This is a genomic window from Dickeya zeae NCPPB 2538 (genome assembly GCF_000406165.1).
Taxonomy (GTDB): domain Bacteria; phylum Pseudomonadota; class Gammaproteobacteria; order Enterobacterales; family Enterobacteriaceae; genus Dickeya; species Dickeya zeae.
The window spans coordinates 2,426,097-2,445,299 of sequence record NZ_CM001977.1; the positions used below are offsets into that span (position 1 = coordinate 2,426,097).

General features: G+C 54.3%; 16 protein-coding genes. 10 read left to right on the forward strand and 6 right to left on the reverse strand.

Annotation, left to right across the window (positions count from 1 at the left end; genetic code table 11):
- Positions 1–44: 44 nt before the first annotated feature.
- Positions 45–539, reverse strand: a complete 495-nt coding sequence (gene lrp, locus DZE2538_RS10575; protein ID WP_010277211.1) for a leucine-responsive transcriptional regulator Lrp — start codon at positions 537–539, stop codon at positions 45–47.
- 502 nt (positions 540–1,041) lie between these two features.
- Here lrp and trxB point away from each other — a divergent pair.
- From trxB to infA, 5 genes are all read left to right on the forward strand, one after another.
- Entirely contained in the window at positions 1,042–1,998 is a 957-nt protein-coding gene (gene trxB / locus DZE2538_RS10580; RefSeq protein ID WP_019845743.1) for a thioredoxin-disulfide reductase, read from the forward strand.
- A gap of 233 nt (positions 1,999–2,231) precedes the next feature.
- Complete coding sequence (cydD, locus tag DZE2538_RS10585) at positions 2,232–3,998, forward strand: heme ABC transporter permease/ATP-binding protein CydD (protein ID WP_038916301.1); 1,767 nt, start codon at positions 2,232–2,234, stop codon at positions 3,996–3,998.
- Between the two features lie 19 nt (positions 3,999–4,017).
- The gene (gene cydC, locus DZE2538_RS10590) at positions 4,018–5,739 is read left to right on the forward strand and encodes a heme ABC transporter ATP-binding protein/permease CydC (RefSeq protein WP_038917164.1); all 1,722 of its coding nucleotides are present in this window, start codon (positions 4,018–4,020) and stop codon (positions 5,737–5,739) included.
- 12 nt (positions 5,740–5,751) lie between these two features.
- Positions 5,752–6,480, forward strand: a complete 729-nt coding sequence (gene aat / locus DZE2538_RS10595) for a leucyl/phenylalanyl-tRNA--protein transferase (RefSeq protein WP_038914073.1) — start codon at positions 5,752–5,754, stop codon at positions 6,478–6,480.
- Between the two features lie 91 nt (positions 6,481–6,571).
- Positions 6,572–6,790: a translation initiation factor IF-1 gene (infA, locus tag DZE2538_RS10600; protein ID WP_002211347.1), complete on the forward strand. Its 219-nt coding sequence runs from the start codon at positions 6,572–6,574 to the stop codon at positions 6,788–6,790.
- Positions 6,791–7,068: 278 nt separating this feature from the next.
- Here infA and clpA read toward each other — a convergent pair whose 3' ends face one another.
- Complete coding sequence (clpA, locus tag DZE2538_RS10605; RefSeq protein ID WP_019845739.1) at positions 7,069–9,345, reverse strand: ATP-dependent Clp protease ATP-binding subunit ClpA; 2,277 nt, start codon at positions 9,343–9,345, stop codon at positions 7,069–7,071.
- A gap of 30 nt (positions 9,346–9,375) precedes the next feature.
- Complete coding sequence (gene clpS / locus DZE2538_RS10610) at positions 9,376–9,696, reverse strand: ATP-dependent Clp protease adapter ClpS (RefSeq protein ID WP_012884971.1); 321 nt, start codon at positions 9,694–9,696, stop codon at positions 9,376–9,378.
- A gap of 321 nt (positions 9,697–10,017) precedes the next feature.
- Here clpS and cspD point away from each other — a divergent pair, with 321 nt between their 5' ends.
- Positions 10,018–10,239, forward strand: coding sequence for a cold shock-like protein CspD (gene cspD, locus DZE2538_RS10615; protein ID WP_038914074.1), 222 nt, complete (start codon positions 10,018–10,020; stop codon positions 10,237–10,239).
- A gap of 114 nt (positions 10,240–10,353) precedes the next feature.
- On the opposite strand, the gene DZE2538_RS10620 is transcribed toward cspD, so the two are convergent.
- Positions 10,354–12,015: an ATP-dependent endonuclease gene (locus DZE2538_RS10620; protein WP_012884972.1), complete on the reverse strand. Its 1,662-nt coding sequence runs from the start codon at positions 12,013–12,015 to the stop codon at positions 10,354–10,356.
- Positions 12,016–12,266: 251 nt separating this feature from the next.
- On the opposite strand from DZE2538_RS10620, the gene hcp reads away from it, so the two are divergent.
- The 3 genes from hcp to DZE2538_RS10635 all read left to right on the forward strand — a co-directional run bounded on the left by hcp (position 12,267) and on the right by DZE2538_RS10635 (position 16,828).
- Entirely contained in the window at positions 12,267–13,919 is a 1,653-nt protein-coding gene (hcp, locus tag DZE2538_RS10625) for a hydroxylamine reductase (RefSeq protein WP_012884973.1), read from the forward strand.
- Between the two features lie 61 nt (positions 13,920–13,980).
- Positions 13,981–14,988: an NADH oxidoreductase gene (hcr, locus tag DZE2538_RS10630; protein WP_038916302.1), complete on the forward strand. Its 1,008-nt coding sequence runs from the start codon at positions 13,981–13,983 to the stop codon at positions 14,986–14,988.
- Between the two features lie 370 nt (positions 14,989–15,358).
- Complete coding sequence (locus DZE2538_RS10635) at positions 15,359–16,828, forward strand: DUF2867 domain-containing protein (RefSeq protein WP_038916303.1); 1,470 nt, start codon at positions 15,359–15,361, stop codon at positions 16,826–16,828.
- Positions 16,829–16,923: 95 nt separating this feature from the next.
- Here the strand turns inward: DZE2538_RS10635 and DZE2538_RS10640 are convergent, their stop codons facing one another.
- The gene (locus tag DZE2538_RS10640; RefSeq protein WP_038916304.1) at positions 16,924–17,796 is read right to left on the reverse strand and encodes an N-acetylmuramoyl-L-alanine amidase; all 873 of its coding nucleotides are present in this window, start codon (positions 17,794–17,796) and stop codon (positions 16,924–16,926) included.
- Complete coding sequence (locus DZE2538_RS10645; protein ID WP_012884977.1) at positions 17,793–18,119, reverse strand: heavy metal-binding domain-containing protein; 327 nt, start codon at positions 18,117–18,119, stop codon at positions 17,793–17,795. The genes DZE2538_RS10640 and DZE2538_RS10645 overlap by 4 nt, the downstream gene beginning before the upstream one ends.
- 350 nt (positions 18,120–18,469) lie before the next feature.
- Here DZE2538_RS10645 and artP point away from each other — a divergent pair, with 350 nt between their 5' ends.
- The gene (gene artP, locus DZE2538_RS10650) at positions 18,470–19,198 is read left to right on the forward strand and encodes an arginine ABC transporter ATP-binding protein ArtP (RefSeq protein ID WP_201765528.1); all 729 of its coding nucleotides are present in this window, start codon (positions 18,470–18,472) and stop codon (positions 19,196–19,198) included.
- The last annotated feature ends 5 nt before the right edge of the window (positions 19,199–19,203 follow it).

Here is a 19,203-nt window from a genome sequence, read left to right on the forward strand (position 1 = left end):
TCACAGGAGTGTAGCTGAATTTATCAGGTTATGCACCCTTGCCGTCAGCGGGTCTTGATGACCAGCCGGTTGCTTTGCTTCACTTCTTCCATCACCACATAGGTGCGGGTATCGTTCACGCCCGGCAGACGCAACAGCGTTTCTCCCAGCAACTTACGGTATGCCGACATATCCGGTACACGGGTTTTGAGCAAATAGTCAAAATCCCCAGAAACCAGATGACACTCCTGGATTTCCTCAAGTTTTTGCACGGCTGCATTGAACTGTTCAAATACATCCGGCGCACCACGGTTGAGGGTGATTTCAACGAACACCAACAACGACGCATCGAGATAATGCGGATTCAGCAGTGCGGTATAGCCATTAATAAAACCCTGTCGTTCCAGACGCCGAACGCGCTCCAGACACGGGGTTGGCGAAAGGCCGACCCGTTTGGAAAGTTCCACATTGGAGATACGCCCGTCTTTTTGCAATTCGTTCAGGATGTTGCGATCGATACGATCAAGATCTTTTCCCGGACGCTTTTTCGTGTCTACCATTCTTATTGTCTCTCTTCACCCTTCCCTGTTAAACCGCTGTCTCTGACCAACTTCAATGTACCAGAGCCACCCCTAAAGAAGACCCCTGCCTTTTGTAATGTGGTCCTGCTCTGTTCCAACCACGTTTACGGAAACGTTATAAAGATACCGGTTATCAATAACCGGGCCGACGCCGCCGATTCAGACCCTAAACGCATAAAAGCTGGAGCATTCAACTATTCACATACAAAATATTTCCTCTTCCAAGGATGTTTTCGCAAAAGCGCAGCCGATTGTCAAAGTAAAACAATTAAAATCAGAAGAAAGTGCCAGATTCAGCCTCTGCACTCCATTAGTGCAGCGTTTTCATACGTCATCTGCCGCCAAGTAGACGCGTTACCCGCGCCTGCTGATATTTCGTAACGATTGGACTAATAGCCAACAACATTTCTCCACACTTTTTTTACGCAGGTAATTTCCTTACAATCGGCTACATCGTCCGTTCGAGTGAAATGAGGAACTCATGAGCACTGCCAAACATCGTAAACTATTGATTCTGGGTTCAGGCCCGGCAGGCTATACCGCCGCGGTCTATGCTGCGCGGGCAAACCTAAGTCCACTGCTGATCACCGGGATGGAAAAAGGCGGTCAGTTGACGACCACCACTGAAGTGGAAAACTGGCCTGGTGACGCGGATGACCTCACCGGTCCGTTGCTCATGGAGCGCATGCACGCTCATGCAGTCAAGTTCAATACCGAAATCGTGTTTGATCACATCACACGCGTTGATCTACAAACTCGCCCATTCCGCCTGTTTGGCGACAGCGACGAGTACACCTGTGATGCCTTGATCATCGCTACCGGTGCATCTGCCCGCTATCTGGGGCTGCCGTCTGAAGACGCTTTCAAAGGCAAAGGGGTCTCTGCCTGTGCTACCTGTGACGGTTTCTTCTATCGCAACCAGAAAGTGGCGGTCGTCGGCGGTGGCAACACCGCCGTCGAAGAAGCGCTGTACCTGTCCAATATCGCCGCTGAAGTGCATCTGATTCACCGCCGCGACAGTTTCCGTGCAGAAAAAATTCTGATCGACCGTCTGATGGCCAAGGTCAACAGCGGCAATATCGTTCTGCACACCAATCGCACGCTGGATGAAGTGCTGGGTGACGAAATGGGCGTAACCGGTGTGCGCCTACGTGAAGCCACTGGCGAAGCAACCGAACAGCTGGATGTCGCTGGGGTATTTATCGCTATCGGCCACAGCCCGAATACCGCTATTTTTGGCGACCAGTTGGCGTTGGAAAACGGCTACATCAAGGTGCAATCCGGTATTCACGGTAACGCCACACAAACCAGCATTCCCGGTGTCTTCGCCGCTGGTGATGTGATGGACCATATTTATCGCCAGGCCATTACCTCTGCCGGTACCGGCTGCATGGCGGCCTTGGATGCTGAACGCTATTTAGACGCGCTCGCCAAGTAATCATTACTGGCCTTGCCCGCCTTCCAGACCCGGTCGTGATCATGACCGGGTTTTTTATTGCCTGCCGCCGAGATAAAAATTGATCGCTCCCCACCCCGGCATCGGCTTTTCATTTGCACAACCCCAACACCGAGGTAACATGACGCCACAACAGCCATTACACACATGATTGTGTTAAGTAACGGCTACATAAGCGTTATTTTCATGTAGCAACTGGAACCGATCGGCACCTGATGAAAGACACCCGACAACGAGAACTGACCCACTGGCTGAAACAGCAAAGCCGCCTGGCACATCGCTGGCTACGACTGTCTCTCCTGCTGGGCATGGTAAGCGGCCTGCTGATTATGGCGCAGGCATGGCTATTGGCATCACTGCTGCACGCACTGATTATCGACCATACGCCGCGAAATCACGTAGTGATGACATTCCTGCTACTGGCAGCCACTTTCGTATTACGAGCCTTAGTCAGTTGGGTACGTGAGCGTGTTGGTTTTCGCTGCGGACAAACCATTCGCCAACATATCCGCCAGCAAGTATTGGACCGCCTGCAGCAACTGGGGCCAGCCTGGATTCAAGGTAAACCGGCGGGAAGTTGGGCGACGCTGATTCTGGAGCAGGTCGACGACATGCATGATTACTATGCTCGCTACCTGCCGCAAATGTATCTGGCCGTGATCATCCCGGTACTGATACTGATTGTTGTGTTTCCGGTGAACTGGGCGGCAGGGTTAATCCTGCTAATAACCGCGCCGTTGATCCCGCTGTTCATGGCGATGGTTGGTATGGGTGCAGCCGACGCTAACCGCCGTAATTTTCAGGCATTGGCCAGACTGAGCGGTAACTTTCTTGATCGATTACGCGGTCTGGACACGCTGCGCCTGTTCCATCGCGGTGAAGCAGAGGTCGAACAGATTCGTCAGGCATCCGAGCAATTCCGCAGCCGGACCATGGAAGTATTGCGTATGGCCTTCCTCTCTTCCGGCGTGCTGGAGTTTTTCGCTTCCATCTCCATCGCGGTAGTCGCCGTCTATTTTGGTTTTTCCTACCTTGGCGAGTTACATTTCGGCAGTTACGGTACCGGAGTCACCTTGTTTGCCGGTTTCCTGGTACTGATTCTGGCACCGGAATTCTTTCAACCGTTACGCGACCTTGGCACCTTCTACCATGCCAAAGCGCAGGCGATTGGTGCCGCAGAAGCGTTGCACCGCTTTATGATGGCCGCTAGCGAAGAAACCGGAAGCGGTACGCACCTTTTTCACAGTGATGCCCCTGTCACGCTCATCGCCGATGAACTCATTATCTTGTCGCCTGAAGGCAAGACGCTGGCAGGACCGCTGAGCTTCAGGCTGGAAGCCGGTCAACGCGTCGCACTGGTCGGTCCGAGTGGTGCCGGGAAAAGCTCGCTGCTGAATCTGCTGTTAGGTTTCCTGCCGTATCGCGGCTCAATCACTGTCAACGGTGAAGAATTGCACACCCTATCACCCACGTCATGGCGACAACACCTAAGTTGGGTGGGACAAAATCCGCATTTGCCCGAATCGACTTTACGACAGAATGTGTTGCTGGGACGACCAGATGCCTCGGAGCAGGCGCTGCAACAGGCGCTTGAGCGCGCTTATGTCCACGAATTTTTGCCGCAGTTACCGCAAGGCCTGGACACGCCACTGGGCGACGGTGCTGCCCGACTATCGGTCGGTCAGGCACAGCGGGTCGCGCTGGCGCGTGCGCTGCTTCATCCATGTCGATTGCTGTTGTTGGATGAACCTTCCGCCAGTCTGGATGCACACAGTGAGCAACGGGTGATGAGTGCACTAAACGATGCCTCACGTTCGCAGACTACTCTGCTGGTGACACACCAGCTCAGCGAAATTCGCGACTACGATGCCGTCTGGGTCATGGTCGATGGGCAGTTAGTCCAGCAAGGCGATTACCTCACACTGAGTCAGGTAGCCGGCCCCTTCGCCACGCTACTGACGCACCGCCGGGGGGAACTGTAAGATGGAAAAAATTCGCGTAATGCAGGTACTTAAACCCTTTTTGGCGTTGTATCGCCGCCACTTTTTTCGGCTCGGACTGGGCATCATTCTGGCGATTCTTACATTGCTGGCCAGTATCGGTCTGTTAACACTGTCAGGTTGGTTTCTGGCCGCGTCAGCGCTGGCTGGACTGGCCGGATTAGCCACGTTCAACTATATGCTGCCCGCTGCGGGTGTGCGGGGCGCGGCTATCCTGCGTACCGTCAGCCGTTACTTTGAGCGGCTGGTAAGCCACGACGCGACTTTCCGCGTCTTGCTGCATCTTAGGGTGTTCACCTTTAGCCGTATTCTGCCGTTGTCACCTGGTGGGTTGGTTCGTTTTCGCCAGGCAGAACTGCTCAACCGGCTGGTCGCAGACGTAGATACACTGGATCACCTCTACCTGCGCGTCATTTCACCGCTGATCAGCGCACTGGTGGTAATTGTGGCGCTGGCCTATGGGCTTAGCTTTCTGGATACTTCGCTGGCGTTAACGCTGGCAGCCATCATGATGGCGTTGCTGGTGGTGCTACCGTTGGTTTTTTATCGTGCCGGGCAACCTATCGGCACTGATCTGACCGTGTTGCGTGCGCATTACCGGGTACAACTAACGACCTGGATTCAGGGGCAGGCGGAGCTGGCTGTCTTCGGCGCATTGACACTTTTTCGTCAGCAGTTGGAAATGCTGGAACAGCGCTGGTTTGAACGACAGCGCCAACAAGCCGGACTCAGTGCACTGTCGCAAGCTGTCCTGATTGCGGCCAGCGGCCTGACCGCCACCCTGCTGTTATGGCTGGCTGCTGGTGGCGTAGGTGGTTATAGTCAGCCAGGAGCGCTCATTGCGCTATTTGTGTTTACCGCCCTTGCCGCATTCGAAACACTCGCCCCTGTGGCGGGTGCATTTCAACACATCGGCCATGTGGTGGCCTCCGCCACACGGGTTAACCAATTACTGACATTACGCCCATCGGTCACTTTCCCCACCCAGGGGCCTGAACAGGTAAAACAGGTTCAGCTTACGGTGGATAACGTGAGTTTTACCTACCCGGAACAAAACCAACCGGCGCTGAGCGGCGTGTCGCTCACGCTGACACCGGGCGAGCATGTCGTTCTGCTTGGTCGCACAGGCTGTGGTAAGTCGACCTTGTTGCAGTTACTGACCCGGGCCTGGAATTGCAGCACTGGCGAAATTCGCCTGAATGACACGCCGCTTGCGGCATGGCCGGAATCGACATTGCGTGATGCCATGAGCGTAGTGCCACAACGGGTGCATATTTTCAGTGCGACATTGCGGGAAAACCTGCGTCTGGCGGCACCGTCTGCCAGCGACGAGCAGCTCAGCACCGTGCTCACTCAGGTTGGGCTGGAAAAATTGCTGGATGACCAGGGGCTGAACGCCTGGCTGGGCGAAGGGGGACGCCAGCTCTCCGGCGGCGAACAACGCCGTATTGGCGTGGCACGAGCCCTACTCCACCCGGCCCCGTTAGTGTTACTGGATGAACCTACCGAAGGGCTCGATGCCGATACCGAACAGCGTATACTGCAATTGTTGCGGCAACACTGTCTTGGTAAGACCCTGATCGTCATTACCCACCGTCTTAACGGATTGGAAAGCATGGACAGGTTGTTCGTGATGGATGGTGGAAAACTGCTAGAACAGGGGTCACATCACAGCCTGATGGCGCTGCAGGGGCGCTACTGGCAATTTCATCAACACCTGTAGGCTGAGGTGAGCATGCTACTGTGTGAACTCTCCCCGTTCTCACTGCAGTTTCCCGATCCACAAACGGCACTGCGCGACCCTAATGGTCTGCTGGCTTACGGCGGCGACTTGTCGCCAGAACGGGTCTTAAGTGCCTATCGGCAAGGCATTTTCCCGTGGTTTTCTCAGGACGACCCCATTCTATGGTGGTGCCCTGACCCACGGGCGGTGTTGTTTCCGGCGCAATTTCACCTTAGCCGCAGCATGCGGAAATTCATGCGCCGCGCCGATTATCGTGTCACGCTCAATCAGGCGTTTGAGGCCGTGATCTCTGCGTGTGCCAGTGAACGCGAAGAAGGTACCTGGATTGGTGAAGAGATTATTCGTACCTATTGCCAGTTGCATTCGGCAGGTGTGGCCCATTCGGTTGAGGTCTGGCACGGTGAACACCTGGTCGGTGGGTTATACGGCATCGCTCAGGGTGCGCTGTTTTGCGGCGAATCCATGTTCAGCCGGGCGGACAATGCCTCCAAATACGCTCTGACGACGTTTCTGCAGCACTTTGTGCATCACGGCGGCCAATTGATTGACTGTCAGGTACTTAACGACCACACAGCCTCTCTGGGAGCGACAGATATCCCCAGACGCGAGTTTCTGCACTGGCTGCAGCAGTTGCAACATAAGGTCTTACTCGACGGATGCTGGCACCCGCAGTCACTGCCTTCTCCCCTTGTCGGGACGACATCCGCGGGCGATAAATGAACGGTGGCTGCTCACGCGCCTTTACATAATGAGGGTTTTTCGGCATTATCTTGCCGGTTAAAAACTAAGGTAATTACACCTAGAGGACTCGATGGCCAAAGAAGACAATATTGAAATGCAAGGCACCGTGCTGGATACGCTGCCCAACACCATGTTCCGCGTTGAGCTGGAAAACGGGCACGTGGTTACCGCTCATATCTCCGGTAAAATGCGTAAAAACTATATCCGCATCCTGACGGGTGACAAAGTGACTGTGGAACTGACCCCGTACGACCTGAGCAAAGGCCGCATTGTCTTCCGTAGCCGTTAACAACCGCACTATCGTCTGAAGCGATAGGCCGGTATGTTTACCTTTCAGCCCTTGCCTCTGGCGAGGGCGTTTGCATTTTAAGGCGGCACGTTACTTACCCACCTATTAATTCAAACGACTCGGGTGCCCGTGGGCACACAAAGACGGTCATACCGTCATGAAAAAGGGCATCTGTCGATGCCCTTTCTATTTTCATTCGAGGTGTTGTATATCGGTGTGAAACCTATTTGGTTTGAGGAGTGTGCTTACCTCAGTGCCACACACTCCGTTAAACCCACTCAGTGAACCACACCTTCCGCCTTGTTTTTCTGGGCGCTCAGGAAACGGTAAGTCAGTTGCTGGGCAGCGTTATCCAGTTCCACCTTCACAGAGCCGCCGTCCACCAGCGAGCCGAACAGTAACTCATTCGCCAACGGTTTCTTGAGGTTTTCCTGAATGACTCGCGCCATCGGCCGGGCACCCATCGCTTTGTCGTAGCCTTTTTCTGCCAGCCAGTTGCGTGCTTCCTCGCTGACTTCCAACGACACGCCTTTGGCATCCAGTTGCGCCTGCAGTTCGACGATGAATTTGTCGACAACCTGCTGGATCACCTCTGCCGACAAATGGTTGAACCAGATGATGCCATCGAGACGGTTGCGGAATTCCGGCGTAAAGACCTTCTTGATCTCTTCCATCGCATCGCTGCTGTTATCCTGCTGGATGAGGCCAATCGACTTACGTTGGGTTTCACGCACCCCGGCGTTAGTGGTCATCACAACGATCACATTACGGAAATCCGCTTTGCGACCATTGTTATCCGTCAGCGTCCCGTTATCCATCACCTGCAACAGCAGGTTGAATACATCCGGGTGTGCCTTCTCGATTTCATCAAGCAACAATACCGAATGCGGGTGTTTGATGACCGCATCGGTCAGCAAACCGCCCTGATCGTAACCGACATAACCCGGAGGGGCACCAATCAAACGACTGACCGTATGGCGTTCCATGTACTCTGACATATCGAAGCGTAACAACTCGATATCCAGCGCTTTCGCCAGTTGCACCGTGACTTCGGTTTTCCCCACCCCCGTAGGCCCGGCGAACAGGAATGACCCGACAGGCTTACGCTCATGGCCCAGCCCTGCACGGCTCATCTTGATGGCTTCGGTCAGCGCTTCGATAGCTTTATCCTGTCCAAAGACCAGCATTTTCAGACGGTCACTCAGACTACGCAGCACATCACGATCACTGGCGGAGACAGTTTTCTCCGGAATACGCGCGATACGGGCAACCACCGATTCAATATCCGCCACATTGACAGTTTTCTTGCGTTTGCTGGCTGGCAACAGACGGCAGCGCGCACCCGCTTCATCGATAACGTCGATGGCCTTATCCGGCAAATGACGATCGTTGATGTATTTCACCGCCAGTTCTACTGCGGCGCGAATCGCTTTAGCGGTATACCGCACATCATGGTGCGCTTCGTATTTCGTCTTCAGACCGTTAATGATCTGTACCGTTTCTTCCACACTCGGCTCAGTGATATCGATCTTCTGGAAGCGGCGGGCCAGCGCACGATCCTTTTCAAAGATATTGCTGAATTCCTGATAAGTGGTGGAACCTACCACGCGAATCTTGCCGCTAGACAGCAACGGTTTAATCAAATTAGCCGCATCCACCTGACCACCGGACGCCGCACCGGCCCCGATAATGGTATGGATTTCATCGATAAACAGGATGCTGCTCTGATCCTGCTCCAGTTGTTTGAGCAGCGATTTAAAGCGCTTCTCAAAGTCACCACGGTATTTGGTACCGGCCAGTAAGGAGCCGATATCCAGCGAGTAGATCGTGCAGCCAGCCATGACTTCCGGTACGTCGCCCTGCACAATGCGCCAGGCCAGCCCCTCAGCAATAGCGGTTTTCCCCACACCGGATTCGCCGACCAACAAGGGGTTGTTTTTACGACGGCGGCACAATACCTGAATGGTGCGCTCCAACTCGCTGTCACGGCCAATCAACGGGTCGATGCCACCCACTCGGGCAAGCTGGTTGAGATTTGTAGTGAAGTTTTCCATACGCTCCTCCCCGCCAGCCTGTTCTTCGTTAACCGGATTCTCCGGATTTGCAGCCGGGCCGGACTCTTCTTTGCGCGTACCATGGGAAATGAAATTCACTACATCCAACCGGCTGACGTCGTGTTTACGCAGCAGATAGGCGGCCTGTGACTCCTGCTCACTGAAGATGGCGACCAGAACGTTGGCACCCGACACCTCACTGCGCCCCGACGATTGCACGTGGAACACCGCGCGTTGCAACACGCGCTGAAAGCTCAGTGTGGGTTGTGTATCACGCTCTTCATCGTTTTGTGGCAGCGTAGGCGTGGTTTGTTCGATAAAGGTTTCCAGTTCCTGACGCAGAACCGTCAGATCGACAGTACAGGCCTCCAGGGCCTCTCGTGCGGAGGGGTTACTGAGCAACGCCAGCAACAGATGCTCCACGGTCATAAACTCATGCCGGTGCTCGCGCGCTCTGGCGAAAGCCATGTTGAGACTGAGTTCCAGTTCTTGATTGAGCATAGGCACCTCCCCCAATAAATTGCCCTCTATTCAGGCCTTTTCCAGCGTACAGAGCAACGGATGCTCGTTCTCCCTGGCATAGCGGTTCACTTGCGCCACTTTGGTTTCAGCCACTTCGGCGCTATATACACCGCAGATGGCCTTGCCCTGATAGTGAACCGTAAGCATCAGTTGCGTTGCACGTTCAATATCATAAGAAAAGAACTTTTGCAGAACGTCAATAACAAATTCCATCGGCGTGTAATCGTCATTGTTAAGTATCACTTTATACATCGATGGCGGTTGCAAGGCTTCAGTATAATGCTCTTTAGTCAAGTCGTCGGTCTGTGGCCCAGTGCTATGATTTCCCATCTTCTACCCAAAATCAGTTCTGATACTTAATCGCTGTCTGTCATTACAGCAGCATACCTGATTTTTATTGTATCACCGCCCGCTCAAAATCGCTCTGGCCCCACAAACTCCCTTCCTGATATTAACGGCAATAAAACCTGTCGATAGCGTTACCTGCATCAAATTTTCACAAACCTGCTGCAACGTGTCCGAACCGGGCGCTTGACGGCAAAGGTGATTTCAATAGAGTGTAGAGTTGGATTGATGATGTTTTAATCAATTCGGTTTGCCTTAACCCAATAAACTCACCTTAGAGAACACTCTAGCGAAGGATGAAGATGCATGGAGACAGGTACTGTTAAATGGTTCAATAACGCCAAAGGCTTTGGCTTTATTTGCCCCGAAAGCGGTGGTGAAGATATTTTCGCCCACTATTCAACCATTCAGATGGACGGCTACAGGACGCTAAAAGCAGGTCAGGTCGTGCAATTTACCGTGCACCAGGGACCGAAAGGAAATCACGCCAGTCTGATCGTACCGATCGCCGGTGAAACGGTCGCCTGAATGCTCACCTTACGCTTTCCGGTCTTTCTCCTTTAATTCCTGAGACCAGGTCAAACGACTCCCATACCGGCCGCCCTCGGGTGGCCGGTATTCTTAGCCTACTACGCCAGGCTCTTAATCCGCCCGTCCGCGCGCCAGCCATAATACTCGAGAAAACATGCTGCGAATCAGCGGCGGGATTGCCGATTCCCCCAGTGATGCAGCCTCTATCGCGACCTCAATCGCCAGATCCGGCTTCGACGTCCGATGAATTGCCTTGGTAATGATTTTAGCCGCTGATAACGGCACCGGTTCCGGTAATTGCGCCACCCGGTGATAGACCTGGCTAAACCCATTGCGATACATAAAATGTTCCATATCCAGGGCTGGCAACATCGTCAGGTGGTCACGCTCGGATTCCCCTTGCGACTGCAACAGGCTACGAGCAGTAGCCGCGTATTTTTTCCCGGCGTCATCGCCATCCACCAGCACATGCCATTCGATCCCCATGCGATAGGCGAATTTCAGTAGCGGTCTTAGCCCTGCCTGCGCAAATTCGATAACACGCACCCCTTCCGCTTCAAAATGGTGCCCGCACTGACGCGCCAGTTCGCTAAGCATCCAGACCTCGGTTTCGCCTTCTACCAGCAACCAGCAGCGCGCAAACAGCGATGTCGGGCGATTAAACCGAATATGGAAGGTAATACGGCGGCTGTCTTCCTGCGTCATGCCCTGCCGACCGATACGATAGGTCGCCACCTTCGCCGACTCGCGTACCAAGCGGCACACCTGCTCTACCGGCACCAGTGACAGCAGCTCGCCGGAATTCGTGGTAGTGATTTTCTGTAATGGCAATTGCGTCAGCAGTCCCCATGCCACCGACAGCATGATCGGATGCAAGCGGGTTTCCGGGTCTTCTATCAACAGCAGGGGTCTGGCGTGTGGGTCTAACACGGCGGAACCTTTGGCCTGCAACAACGTAGAAAACAGCTCCAGCAGAATAATGCGGCGGCTGCGATTGTGAGAGCCGGAAATCATACGGTTGATGTTATCCAGCGAGCGCCAGGCCCGGCCATTACCAGCCCGCGCATGACGATGATGGCGCCTGTCGTTCGGGTCAGCACCCTGCTCAGAAAAATAGTGCTCCACCAGTTGGCGCATCGCCACCAACCCCTGACGCAGTTCCTGATTCGTCAGCCGATTGGGATTCTGCGCCAATTCTCGCACCAGTGTTTCGAACTGGCGTGATAACAGCTCATTATCATCGACTTGCGGCATCAATGTACCGGTGCGGAAGCGGCGGATAAAACGGGCGTCGCGCAGCCGCAACACCGGATGCAGGCGCACGATTTCGCTGGCCAGCCAGTCGATATTGTCCAACGCCAACGCCTGTCCATTAGCGTCCAGAAAACTGCGCCAGGTAAAAATCGCCTGACTTTCATCCATTTCCCCTTCCAGACGATAAAAAATACGGTGCAATCGTCCTTCACCTTTAATCCAGACCGGTGATAGAGAGCGGTAACGGGGAGCCAGGTGATGACCCGGGGCAGACTCACAAAACGTAAAGATCACCTGCAGGTGACGTTCCCGGCTGGTTTCATCGCCGGGTGTAAAATGAAAATCCTGCAGATCGAAGTGATAAAGCGGCGGCGACGGTGTCAACAGCAGCGAAAGCGCATCCAACAAGCTGGACTTTCCCCAGGCGTTTTCACCGATCAGAACCGTATTCTCATCCAGTGTTAGCGACAGTCGGTTAATGCCCCGGAATCCAACAATCTCGACTCTTTCCAGATACATCCGTGCCTCCAGTGCTGTGCTTTCCTGATGAGCATGACGATAAAAGCACAACAGGGTCAAGCCCTATGCCTCGGATCTGCCTCGCGACGCATAAAAATGCCCCACAGATGCGAGTGATTTTCATCCACAGGTGAAAATTGCGCTAAATCAAGTTCACCTTAAATTGCATATAAAAAGCCTTTTTAGACACCCGCAACCGTTCTATTCTCATAACAGGCATTACAAATGCAACTTTAATAAAGGAAGCCATCATGTATTGTGTGCAATGTGAACAGACCATCCGAACCCCAGCCAGCAACGGCTGCGCCTACGCGCAAGGCATGTGCGGTAAAACCGCTGAAACCTCTGACCTGCAAGACCTGCTGGTCGCTGTTCTCCAGGGATTATCGGCCTGGGCGTTGCAGGCACGCGCGCTGGGCATTATCGATCACGACATCGACAGCTTTGCTCCTCGCGCCTTCTTCTCTACCCTGACCAACGTAAACTTTGACTCGCCGCGCATCATCGGTTATGCCCGCGAAGCCATTAGTCTGCGCGAAGGTCTGGCAACCCGTTGCCGTCTGAAAGACGCCAGTGTTACCGTCGACCACCCGATGGCGGAACTGCAACTGGCGGGCGACGACATCCCGACCCTGTTACAGCAGTCTGCCGAGTTCGCGCTGAACAAAGATAAAGCCGCGATTGGCGACGATATCCACGGGCTGCGCATGCTGTGCCTGTATGGCCTGAAAGGCGCGGCGGCCTACATGGAACACGCCCACGTACTGGGGCAACATGATGACGCCTTATACGCCGACTACCATGCATTTATGGCCTGGCTTGGCACCGCGCCTACCGATGTCGATACGCTGCTCGGCAATGCCATGGCTATCGGCAAAATGAACTTCAACGTGATGGCGATTCTGGATCAGGGGGAAACCTCCGCCTACGGCCATCCGCAACCGACTCAGGTTAACGTCCGTCCGGTGGCAGGCAAAGCCATCCTGATCTCCGGCCACGACCTGAAAGACCTGCGCATGCTGCTGGAACAAACCGAAGGGACCGGGATCAATATTTATACCCACGGTGAAATGCTGCCAGCGCACGGTTACCCGGAATTGAAAAAATTCTCCCATCTGGTCGGTAATTACGGCAGCGGCTGGCAGAACCAGCAAACCGAATTCGCCAAATTCCCCGGCCCGATCCTGATGACCTCCAACTGCATCATCGACCCTAACGTAGGCCAGTATACCGACCGTATCTGGACCCGTAGTATCGTCGGCTGGCCGGGCGCTCAACATCTCGAAGGAGACGATTTCAGCGCCGTCATCGCCCAGGCACAACAACTGCCGGGCTTCCCGTACAGTGAGATTGAACACCTGATTACCGTCGGGTTTGGCCGCCAGACGCTGCTAAATGCGGCAGATACCGTGATTGATCTGGTCGCCAGCAAAAAACTGCGCCATGTCTTTTTGGTTGGCGGTTGCGACGGTAGCCGTACCGAACGTAGCTACTACACCGATTTCGCCCGTAGCGTACCGCAAGACTGCCTGATCATGACGCTGGCGTGCGGCAAATACCGCTTCAACAAGCTGGATTTCGGTACACTGGAAGGCTTACCGCGTCTGCTGGATGTCGGTCAGTGTAACGACGCCTACTCCGCCATCATGCTGGCGGTCAATCTGGCAGAAAAACTGGGCTGCGGCGTCAACGATTTGCCGCTGAGTCTGGTGCTGTCATGGTTCGAGCAAAAAGCGATTGTCATCCTGCTGACACTGCTGGCGCTGGGTGTGAAAAATATCTACACCGGCCCTACCGCACCGGGCTTCCTGACACCGTCGCTGCTGGCCATCCTGAACGAGAAATTCGGTATGCGCTCCATCACGACCGTTGAGCAAGACCTGAACGATATCCTCACCGCCTGATCGGTTTGTTGACCTTCACCTTCCGCCGCAACCCGGCGGAAGGCTGTTATGGAGACTCCCCATGACTATGCCTACCCCGCAATGCCCTAACCGCATGCAGGTGCACTCCCTTCATCAGGAAACGCCGGATGTCTGGACGATTTCGCTGATTAACCACGATTTTTATCCCTGGCAACCCGGCCAGTACGCACTGGTCAGCATCGCCAACAGTAGCGAAACGCTGCGTGCCTATACCTTGTCTTCGTCACCGGGAGTCAGTCCCTTTATCACGTTCACCGTACGGCGGCTGGAAAACGGCGTCGGCTCACGCTGGCTGACAGAACAGGTAAAACCCGGTGATTATTTGTGGATCTCCGACGCACAAGGCGAATTCACCTGCACCCACGCCGTCAGTGACCATTACCTGATGCTGGCTGCGGGTTGTGGTGTCACGCCGATTATGTCGATGACCCGCTGGCTGCTGGCGAATCGCCCACACACCGACATTCAGGTCATTTTCAACGTCCGCGACCCGCAACACGTGATTTTTGCTGCGGAGTGGCAAACGCTCTGTCAGCGTTACCCGCAGCAACTGCAACTCACGCTGATGGCAGAGCAACAGGCAAATGCCGGTTTCCTCAGCGGACGTCTGACGGAATCGGTGCTGCAACAGCAGGTACCCGATATCACCCGCCGTACCGTAATGACCTGCGGTCCGCAGCCGTATATGCAGCAGGTAGAAACGTTCTGCTTACAGGCCGGTGTGCCACGCGATCGTATATTTAAAGAGCAGTTCGGTGCCCCGGATATGGTGGGGGATGATGACGGCGAACAACTCACGATGACTATTCGCCATTCATTACAGCAAGTGAAAGTTCCAGTCGGTATCAGCCTGCTGGCGGCACTGGAAAGTCATCAGTTACCGGTGAATGCCGCCTGTCGCGCTGGCGTATGCGGTAGCTGCAAAACACGAATTCTCAGCGGCCACTACACCACCAGCAGCACCATGACGTTGACGCCGGAAGAAATTGAAAACGGCTATGTACTGGCCTGCAGTTGCCAGCTAAAAGGGGACGTCGAGCTAGCCTGATTTCCCTTATCTACCCACCTACGGCTCCATCAGCCTCTGGACCTACCCCGCATTTTCGTTACAAAACCGTTAAAGCGGGGTTTTTCCCCTTTCAGCTTACCGCTATATTAAGCGGTACACGCCCGGTGCGGGGCGCAATCACCGCGCTATGGCATGCCTACTCGCTAAGGCATGCCATACGCTGACTGCCTGTTTTTAGGCTACATTTGAATAGCTGATTTTTACATAGTCTATTTTTACATAACCCATTTTTACATAATCTGTTTTTACATAATCTATTGTTTCTTAGGGTCTGCATGGCGGACGTAAATATCGACAGGGACACCGCTGCCGTTTTAAGTTGCGTTGTTGTGGCAGGAGCAAAAAATACATGATGACCGTCAAACCCGCCCCGATTCTTATCCTTGGCGCCAGTGGCTATATTGGCCGACACCTCCTCACACGACTGAGTCAACAAGGTCAACCGCTGATTGCCGCCTCACGCCATATCGACTCGCTGGCGGCGCTCAACCTTTCTGGTGTGCGCTGTGAACACATCGATTTAATGAAGCCCCATACACTGCCTGAAGGGTTATGGCAGGCAGAGACGCTCTATTATCTGGCGCACAGCATGGGCGATGGTGCCGATTTTCTGGAGCGGGAATATCAATCGGCGCAAAACCTGCGACAGGTGTTACGCACCAGCCGGATCCGACAGATTATCTATCTGGGGTCAGCACAAACCGACAAGCACCCATCCACCCACATGCAGGCACGTAAACTAACCGGCGATATTCTGCGCAGTAGCGGTATCCCGGTCACCGAACTGCGTGCGGGGATCATCGTCGGCCCAGGCTCCGCTGCATTCGAAATCATGCGTGATATGGTCAACAATTTGCCGGTGCTGACACCACCACGCTGGGTGCGCTCGAAATCCTCACCGATCGCGCTGGAAAACCTGCTCACCTACCTGACGGAAATACGGCACCACCCAGCCGAACAGCACCGCATTTTCGATGCCGCCGGTCCGGAATACCTCAGCTATCAAACCCTATTCGAACGATTTATTCGCCTGACCGGTAAACGCCGTCTGTTGCTTCCGGTTCCCGTACCGACCGCGTTGATCTCAGCCTGGTTTCTCAACCTGATAACCTCGGTGTCCAGTTCCACCGCCCGGGCGCTGGTGCAAGGGCTGCGGCATGATTTACCCATGGACGATAGCGAACTGCGGCGTCTGATTCCGCAACGGTTATTGACCTTTGACGACGCGGTACGGGCCACGCTGGATGACGAAAAAGCCGCCGCACAGCATCCTGACTGGGCCTTTGACCCGGATGTACAGGCGCGCTGGCGCCCTGATTACGCCTTCTACCCGAAGCAAGCCGGTTGCAGCTACAAGACCAACGCCAGCAGTCAGGCACTGTGGAACATCGTGCAGCAAGTCGGTGGGAAACACGGTTATTTTTACGCCAACCCATTATGGACAATGCGGGCCAAAATAGATGACTTGTGCGGCAATCAGGTGAGTTATAACCGTCCGGAACGGTCTGAATTGATGGAAGGCGACCTTATCAATGGCTGGAAAGTCATTCGGCTGAAACCGCTGCGGCAGTTGGTGCTGTTGTTTGGCATGAAAGCACCCGGGCTTGGGCGACTGGCGTTTTCTATTGACGAGCGCGGCACTTACCGGGTACTGGATGTTCGGGCCTGGTGGCATCCTGCGGGTTGCAACGGATTAGGCTATTGGTTCCTGATGATGCCCGCACATTTATTCATATTCCGTGGCATGGCACGCCGTATCGCAGCGCTGGCGCAGGAAGCGGAACAACGGGATATCCATCGCCTCTCTCATCACGACTGAACCAGCCTCTACCGCACACCTGCCTTGGGCAACAAGGCAGGTTTCACGCCGTGCGATGCCCCATATCGTCCGTGACACGCCGATAAGCAAAAAACCTATGCCGCGCCCTTACAAGACGCCGCACCGTATTTTTCCAACAGGGCATCAGCAATCGCTTCAGTTTCCGCATCAGCCTCGCCGTCGTAGCGCTGCTGCCGGAAATGCATCTGGAATGCCGCCACGACCCGTTTCTGCTGACGTTCGGTCATCCCTTCTTTGACCTCATAGCCATAACACGCCAGTTTTGTGAGCAACATGGTTCTGTCGACCGGCATCGTTTTTTCTCTATCACCCAGATAAAAACGCACCCGTGCCGCGTCCGGCCAGGCACCGACGCCCGACTGAGCCAGTTGGCGCCAGGGGAACAACGGGCCTGGGTCAACCTTGCGCTGAGGCGCGATATCGCTGTGGCCTACCACATCCTGCGGGGCGATATGATGACGTGCGATGATGTCACGCGCCAGAGAGGTGACCAGCACAATTTGCTGCGGTGTGTAGGGTTGCCACCAATGCGTGCCAGACGCCGTCTGACGCCAACCGGGGTTTTCCTGCTCGATGCCGACGGAGGTTGCGTTTAACTGGCTGTAGCCGCGCCAGTAACTGGCGCCCGCATGCCAGGCAGCCTGTGATTCTGGCACCAGTTTCCACGCCACGGGTTTACCGTTTACTAGCGGAGGATAAGCGGGAACCAGATAATGTGCGCTGACTTGCTCAGCGGTGAGTGTTTCCAGCGACGAATCCAGATCTTCGGCTGTGTAGTGCAGCACCAGAAAACGGACTCGTTCACCACGACTGACCGCCTTCGACGACAGATCCAGCTGGTAATCGCCTTCATCGACATACCGCTTATGCGCCTGACAGCCTGCCAGCACTATCACGGTCAGCAGCACTGCGCTTCGCCACACCAACCGAATCGCTTTTTTTGTCATGAACCACGAACCACAACCGCCGTGCCGCTGACGGACACCATCAGCATGCTGCCGTTTTTCCCCACGGTTTCATAATCAATATCGATACCGACGATAGCATTCGCCCCCAGTTCCTCAGCTTGCTGTTGCAGTTCACGAAAGGCGATTTGCCGGGCATGGCACAACTCTTTTTCATAGGCACCAGAGCGGCCACCAACAATGTCTCGAATACCGGCAAAGAAATCCCGAAAGATGTTGGCACCAAGAATGGCTTCTCCCGTCACCACACCGCAATAGGTTTCAATAACCTGTCCTTCCAGCGTGGGTGTTGTCGATAACAGCATCATGCCTCCTCGCATCCGATGTTCACTTTCATGACCAACCGTGTTTTTCACAGTCTTCTTACGCTTTTATAGCAATTTCCGCCATTAACAATGCATTTTACAACACAGACGTCATCAATCACCTGTTTTAACAACGAACTGCGCCAAAACCGGGCCACCTTATAGCTGAAGATTGTGTGCCACAGTACGGCGATTGCCTTGACAAATCCACCACCATCGCGGCAAAGCAAGATTTTGTGCTAAAATAGCGACAATAAGTCGTGTATTCGCAAATTTTAACCCGTGGCGATTGCATAACTATTCTGCCGAGGCTACCATTTGCGGCATCAATGTCTATTCAATTCTTGCGCATGAGTATTCAACTAAACAGCATTAACTGTTTCTATGGCGCACACCAAGCGCTGTTCGATGTCACCCTTGATTGTCAATCCGGCGAAACGCTGGTATTGCTCGGCCCCAGTGGGGCTGGCAAAAGTTCATTATTACGGGTACTGAACCTGTTGGAAACGCCTCGCTCCGGCACCCTGAGCATCGGCGGTACGACGTTTGATTTTAGCCAGACACCCGGTGAGAACGCGATCCGAGAACTGCGCCGCAATGTCGGCATGGTGTTCCAGCAGTATAATTTGTGGCCACATCTTACTGTGCAGCAAAATCTGGTCGAAGCCCCCTGCCGCGTACTGGGCCTCAACCGTCAGGAAGCACATACCCGGGCGGAAAAACTGTTGAGCCGCCTGCGACTGAGCGACTTTGCCGACCGCTACCCGCTTCACCTTTCGGGTGGCCAGCAGCAGCGCGTTGCCATTGCCCGCGCGCTAATGATGGAACCGCAGGTACTCTTGTTTGACGAACCGACTGCGGCCCTCGACCCGGAAATCACCGCTCAGGTGGTGAGTATCATTAAAGAATTGAGCGAAACCGGTATTACTCAGGTCATCGTCACCCATGAAGTCGATTTCGCACGTAAAACCGCCAGCCGCGTGGTGTATATGGAAAATGGCCGCATTGTGGAACATGGCGACGCCTCACACTTTTCCCAACCACAAACGCCCGAGTTTGCTGGCTATTTATCTCACTGATAGAT

Coding starts and splice junctions, on each gene's coding strand:
- lrp (WP_010277211.1), bottom strand. CDS start 539: ATGGTAGACACGAAAAAGCGTCCGGGAAAAGATCTTGATCGTATCGAT.
- trxB (WP_019845743.1), top strand. CDS start 1,042: ATGAGCACTGCCAAACATCGTAAACTATTGATTCTGGGTTCAGGCCCG.
- cydD (WP_038916301.1), top strand. CDS start 2,232: ATGAAAGACACCCGACAACGAGAACTGACCCACTGGCTGAAACAGCAA.
- cydC (WP_038917164.1), top strand. CDS start 4,018: ATGCAGGTACTTAAACCCTTTTTGGCGTTGTATCGCCGCCACTTTTTT.
- aat (WP_038914073.1), top strand. CDS start 5,752: ATGCTACTGTGTGAACTCTCCCCGTTCTCACTGCAGTTTCCCGATCCA.
- infA (WP_002211347.1), top strand. CDS start 6,572: ATGGCCAAAGAAGACAATATTGAAATGCAAGGCACCGTGCTGGATACG.
- clpA (WP_019845739.1), bottom strand. CDS start 9,345: ATGCTCAATCAAGAACTGGAACTCAGTCTCAACATGGCTTTCGCCAGA.
- clpS (WP_012884971.1), bottom strand. CDS start 9,696: ATGGGAAATCATAGCACTGGGCCACAGACCGACGACTTGACTAAAGAG.
- cspD (WP_038914074.1), top strand. CDS start 10,018: ATGGAGACAGGTACTGTTAAATGGTTCAATAACGCCAAAGGCTTTGGC.
- DZE2538_RS10620 (WP_012884972.1), bottom strand. CDS start 12,015: ATGTATCTGGAAAGAGTCGAGATTGTTGGATTCCGGGGCATTAACCGA.
- hcp (WP_012884973.1), top strand. CDS start 12,267: ATGTATTGTGTGCAATGTGAACAGACCATCCGAACCCCAGCCAGCAAC.
- hcr (WP_038916302.1), top strand. CDS start 13,981: ATGACTATGCCTACCCCGCAATGCCCTAACCGCATGCAGGTGCACTCC.
- DZE2538_RS10635 (WP_038916303.1), top strand. CDS start 15,359: ATGATGACCGTCAAACCCGCCCCGATTCTTATCCTTGGCGCCAGTGGC.
- DZE2538_RS10640 (WP_038916304.1), bottom strand. CDS start 17,796: ATGACAAAAAAAGCGATTCGGTTGGTGTGGCGAAGCGCAGTGCTGCTG.
- DZE2538_RS10645 (WP_012884977.1), bottom strand. CDS start 18,119: ATGCTGTTATCGACAACACCCACGCTGGAAGGACAGGTTATTGAAACC.
- artP (WP_201765528.1), top strand. CDS start 18,470: ATGAGTATTCAACTAAACAGCATTAACTGTTTCTATGGCGCACACCAA.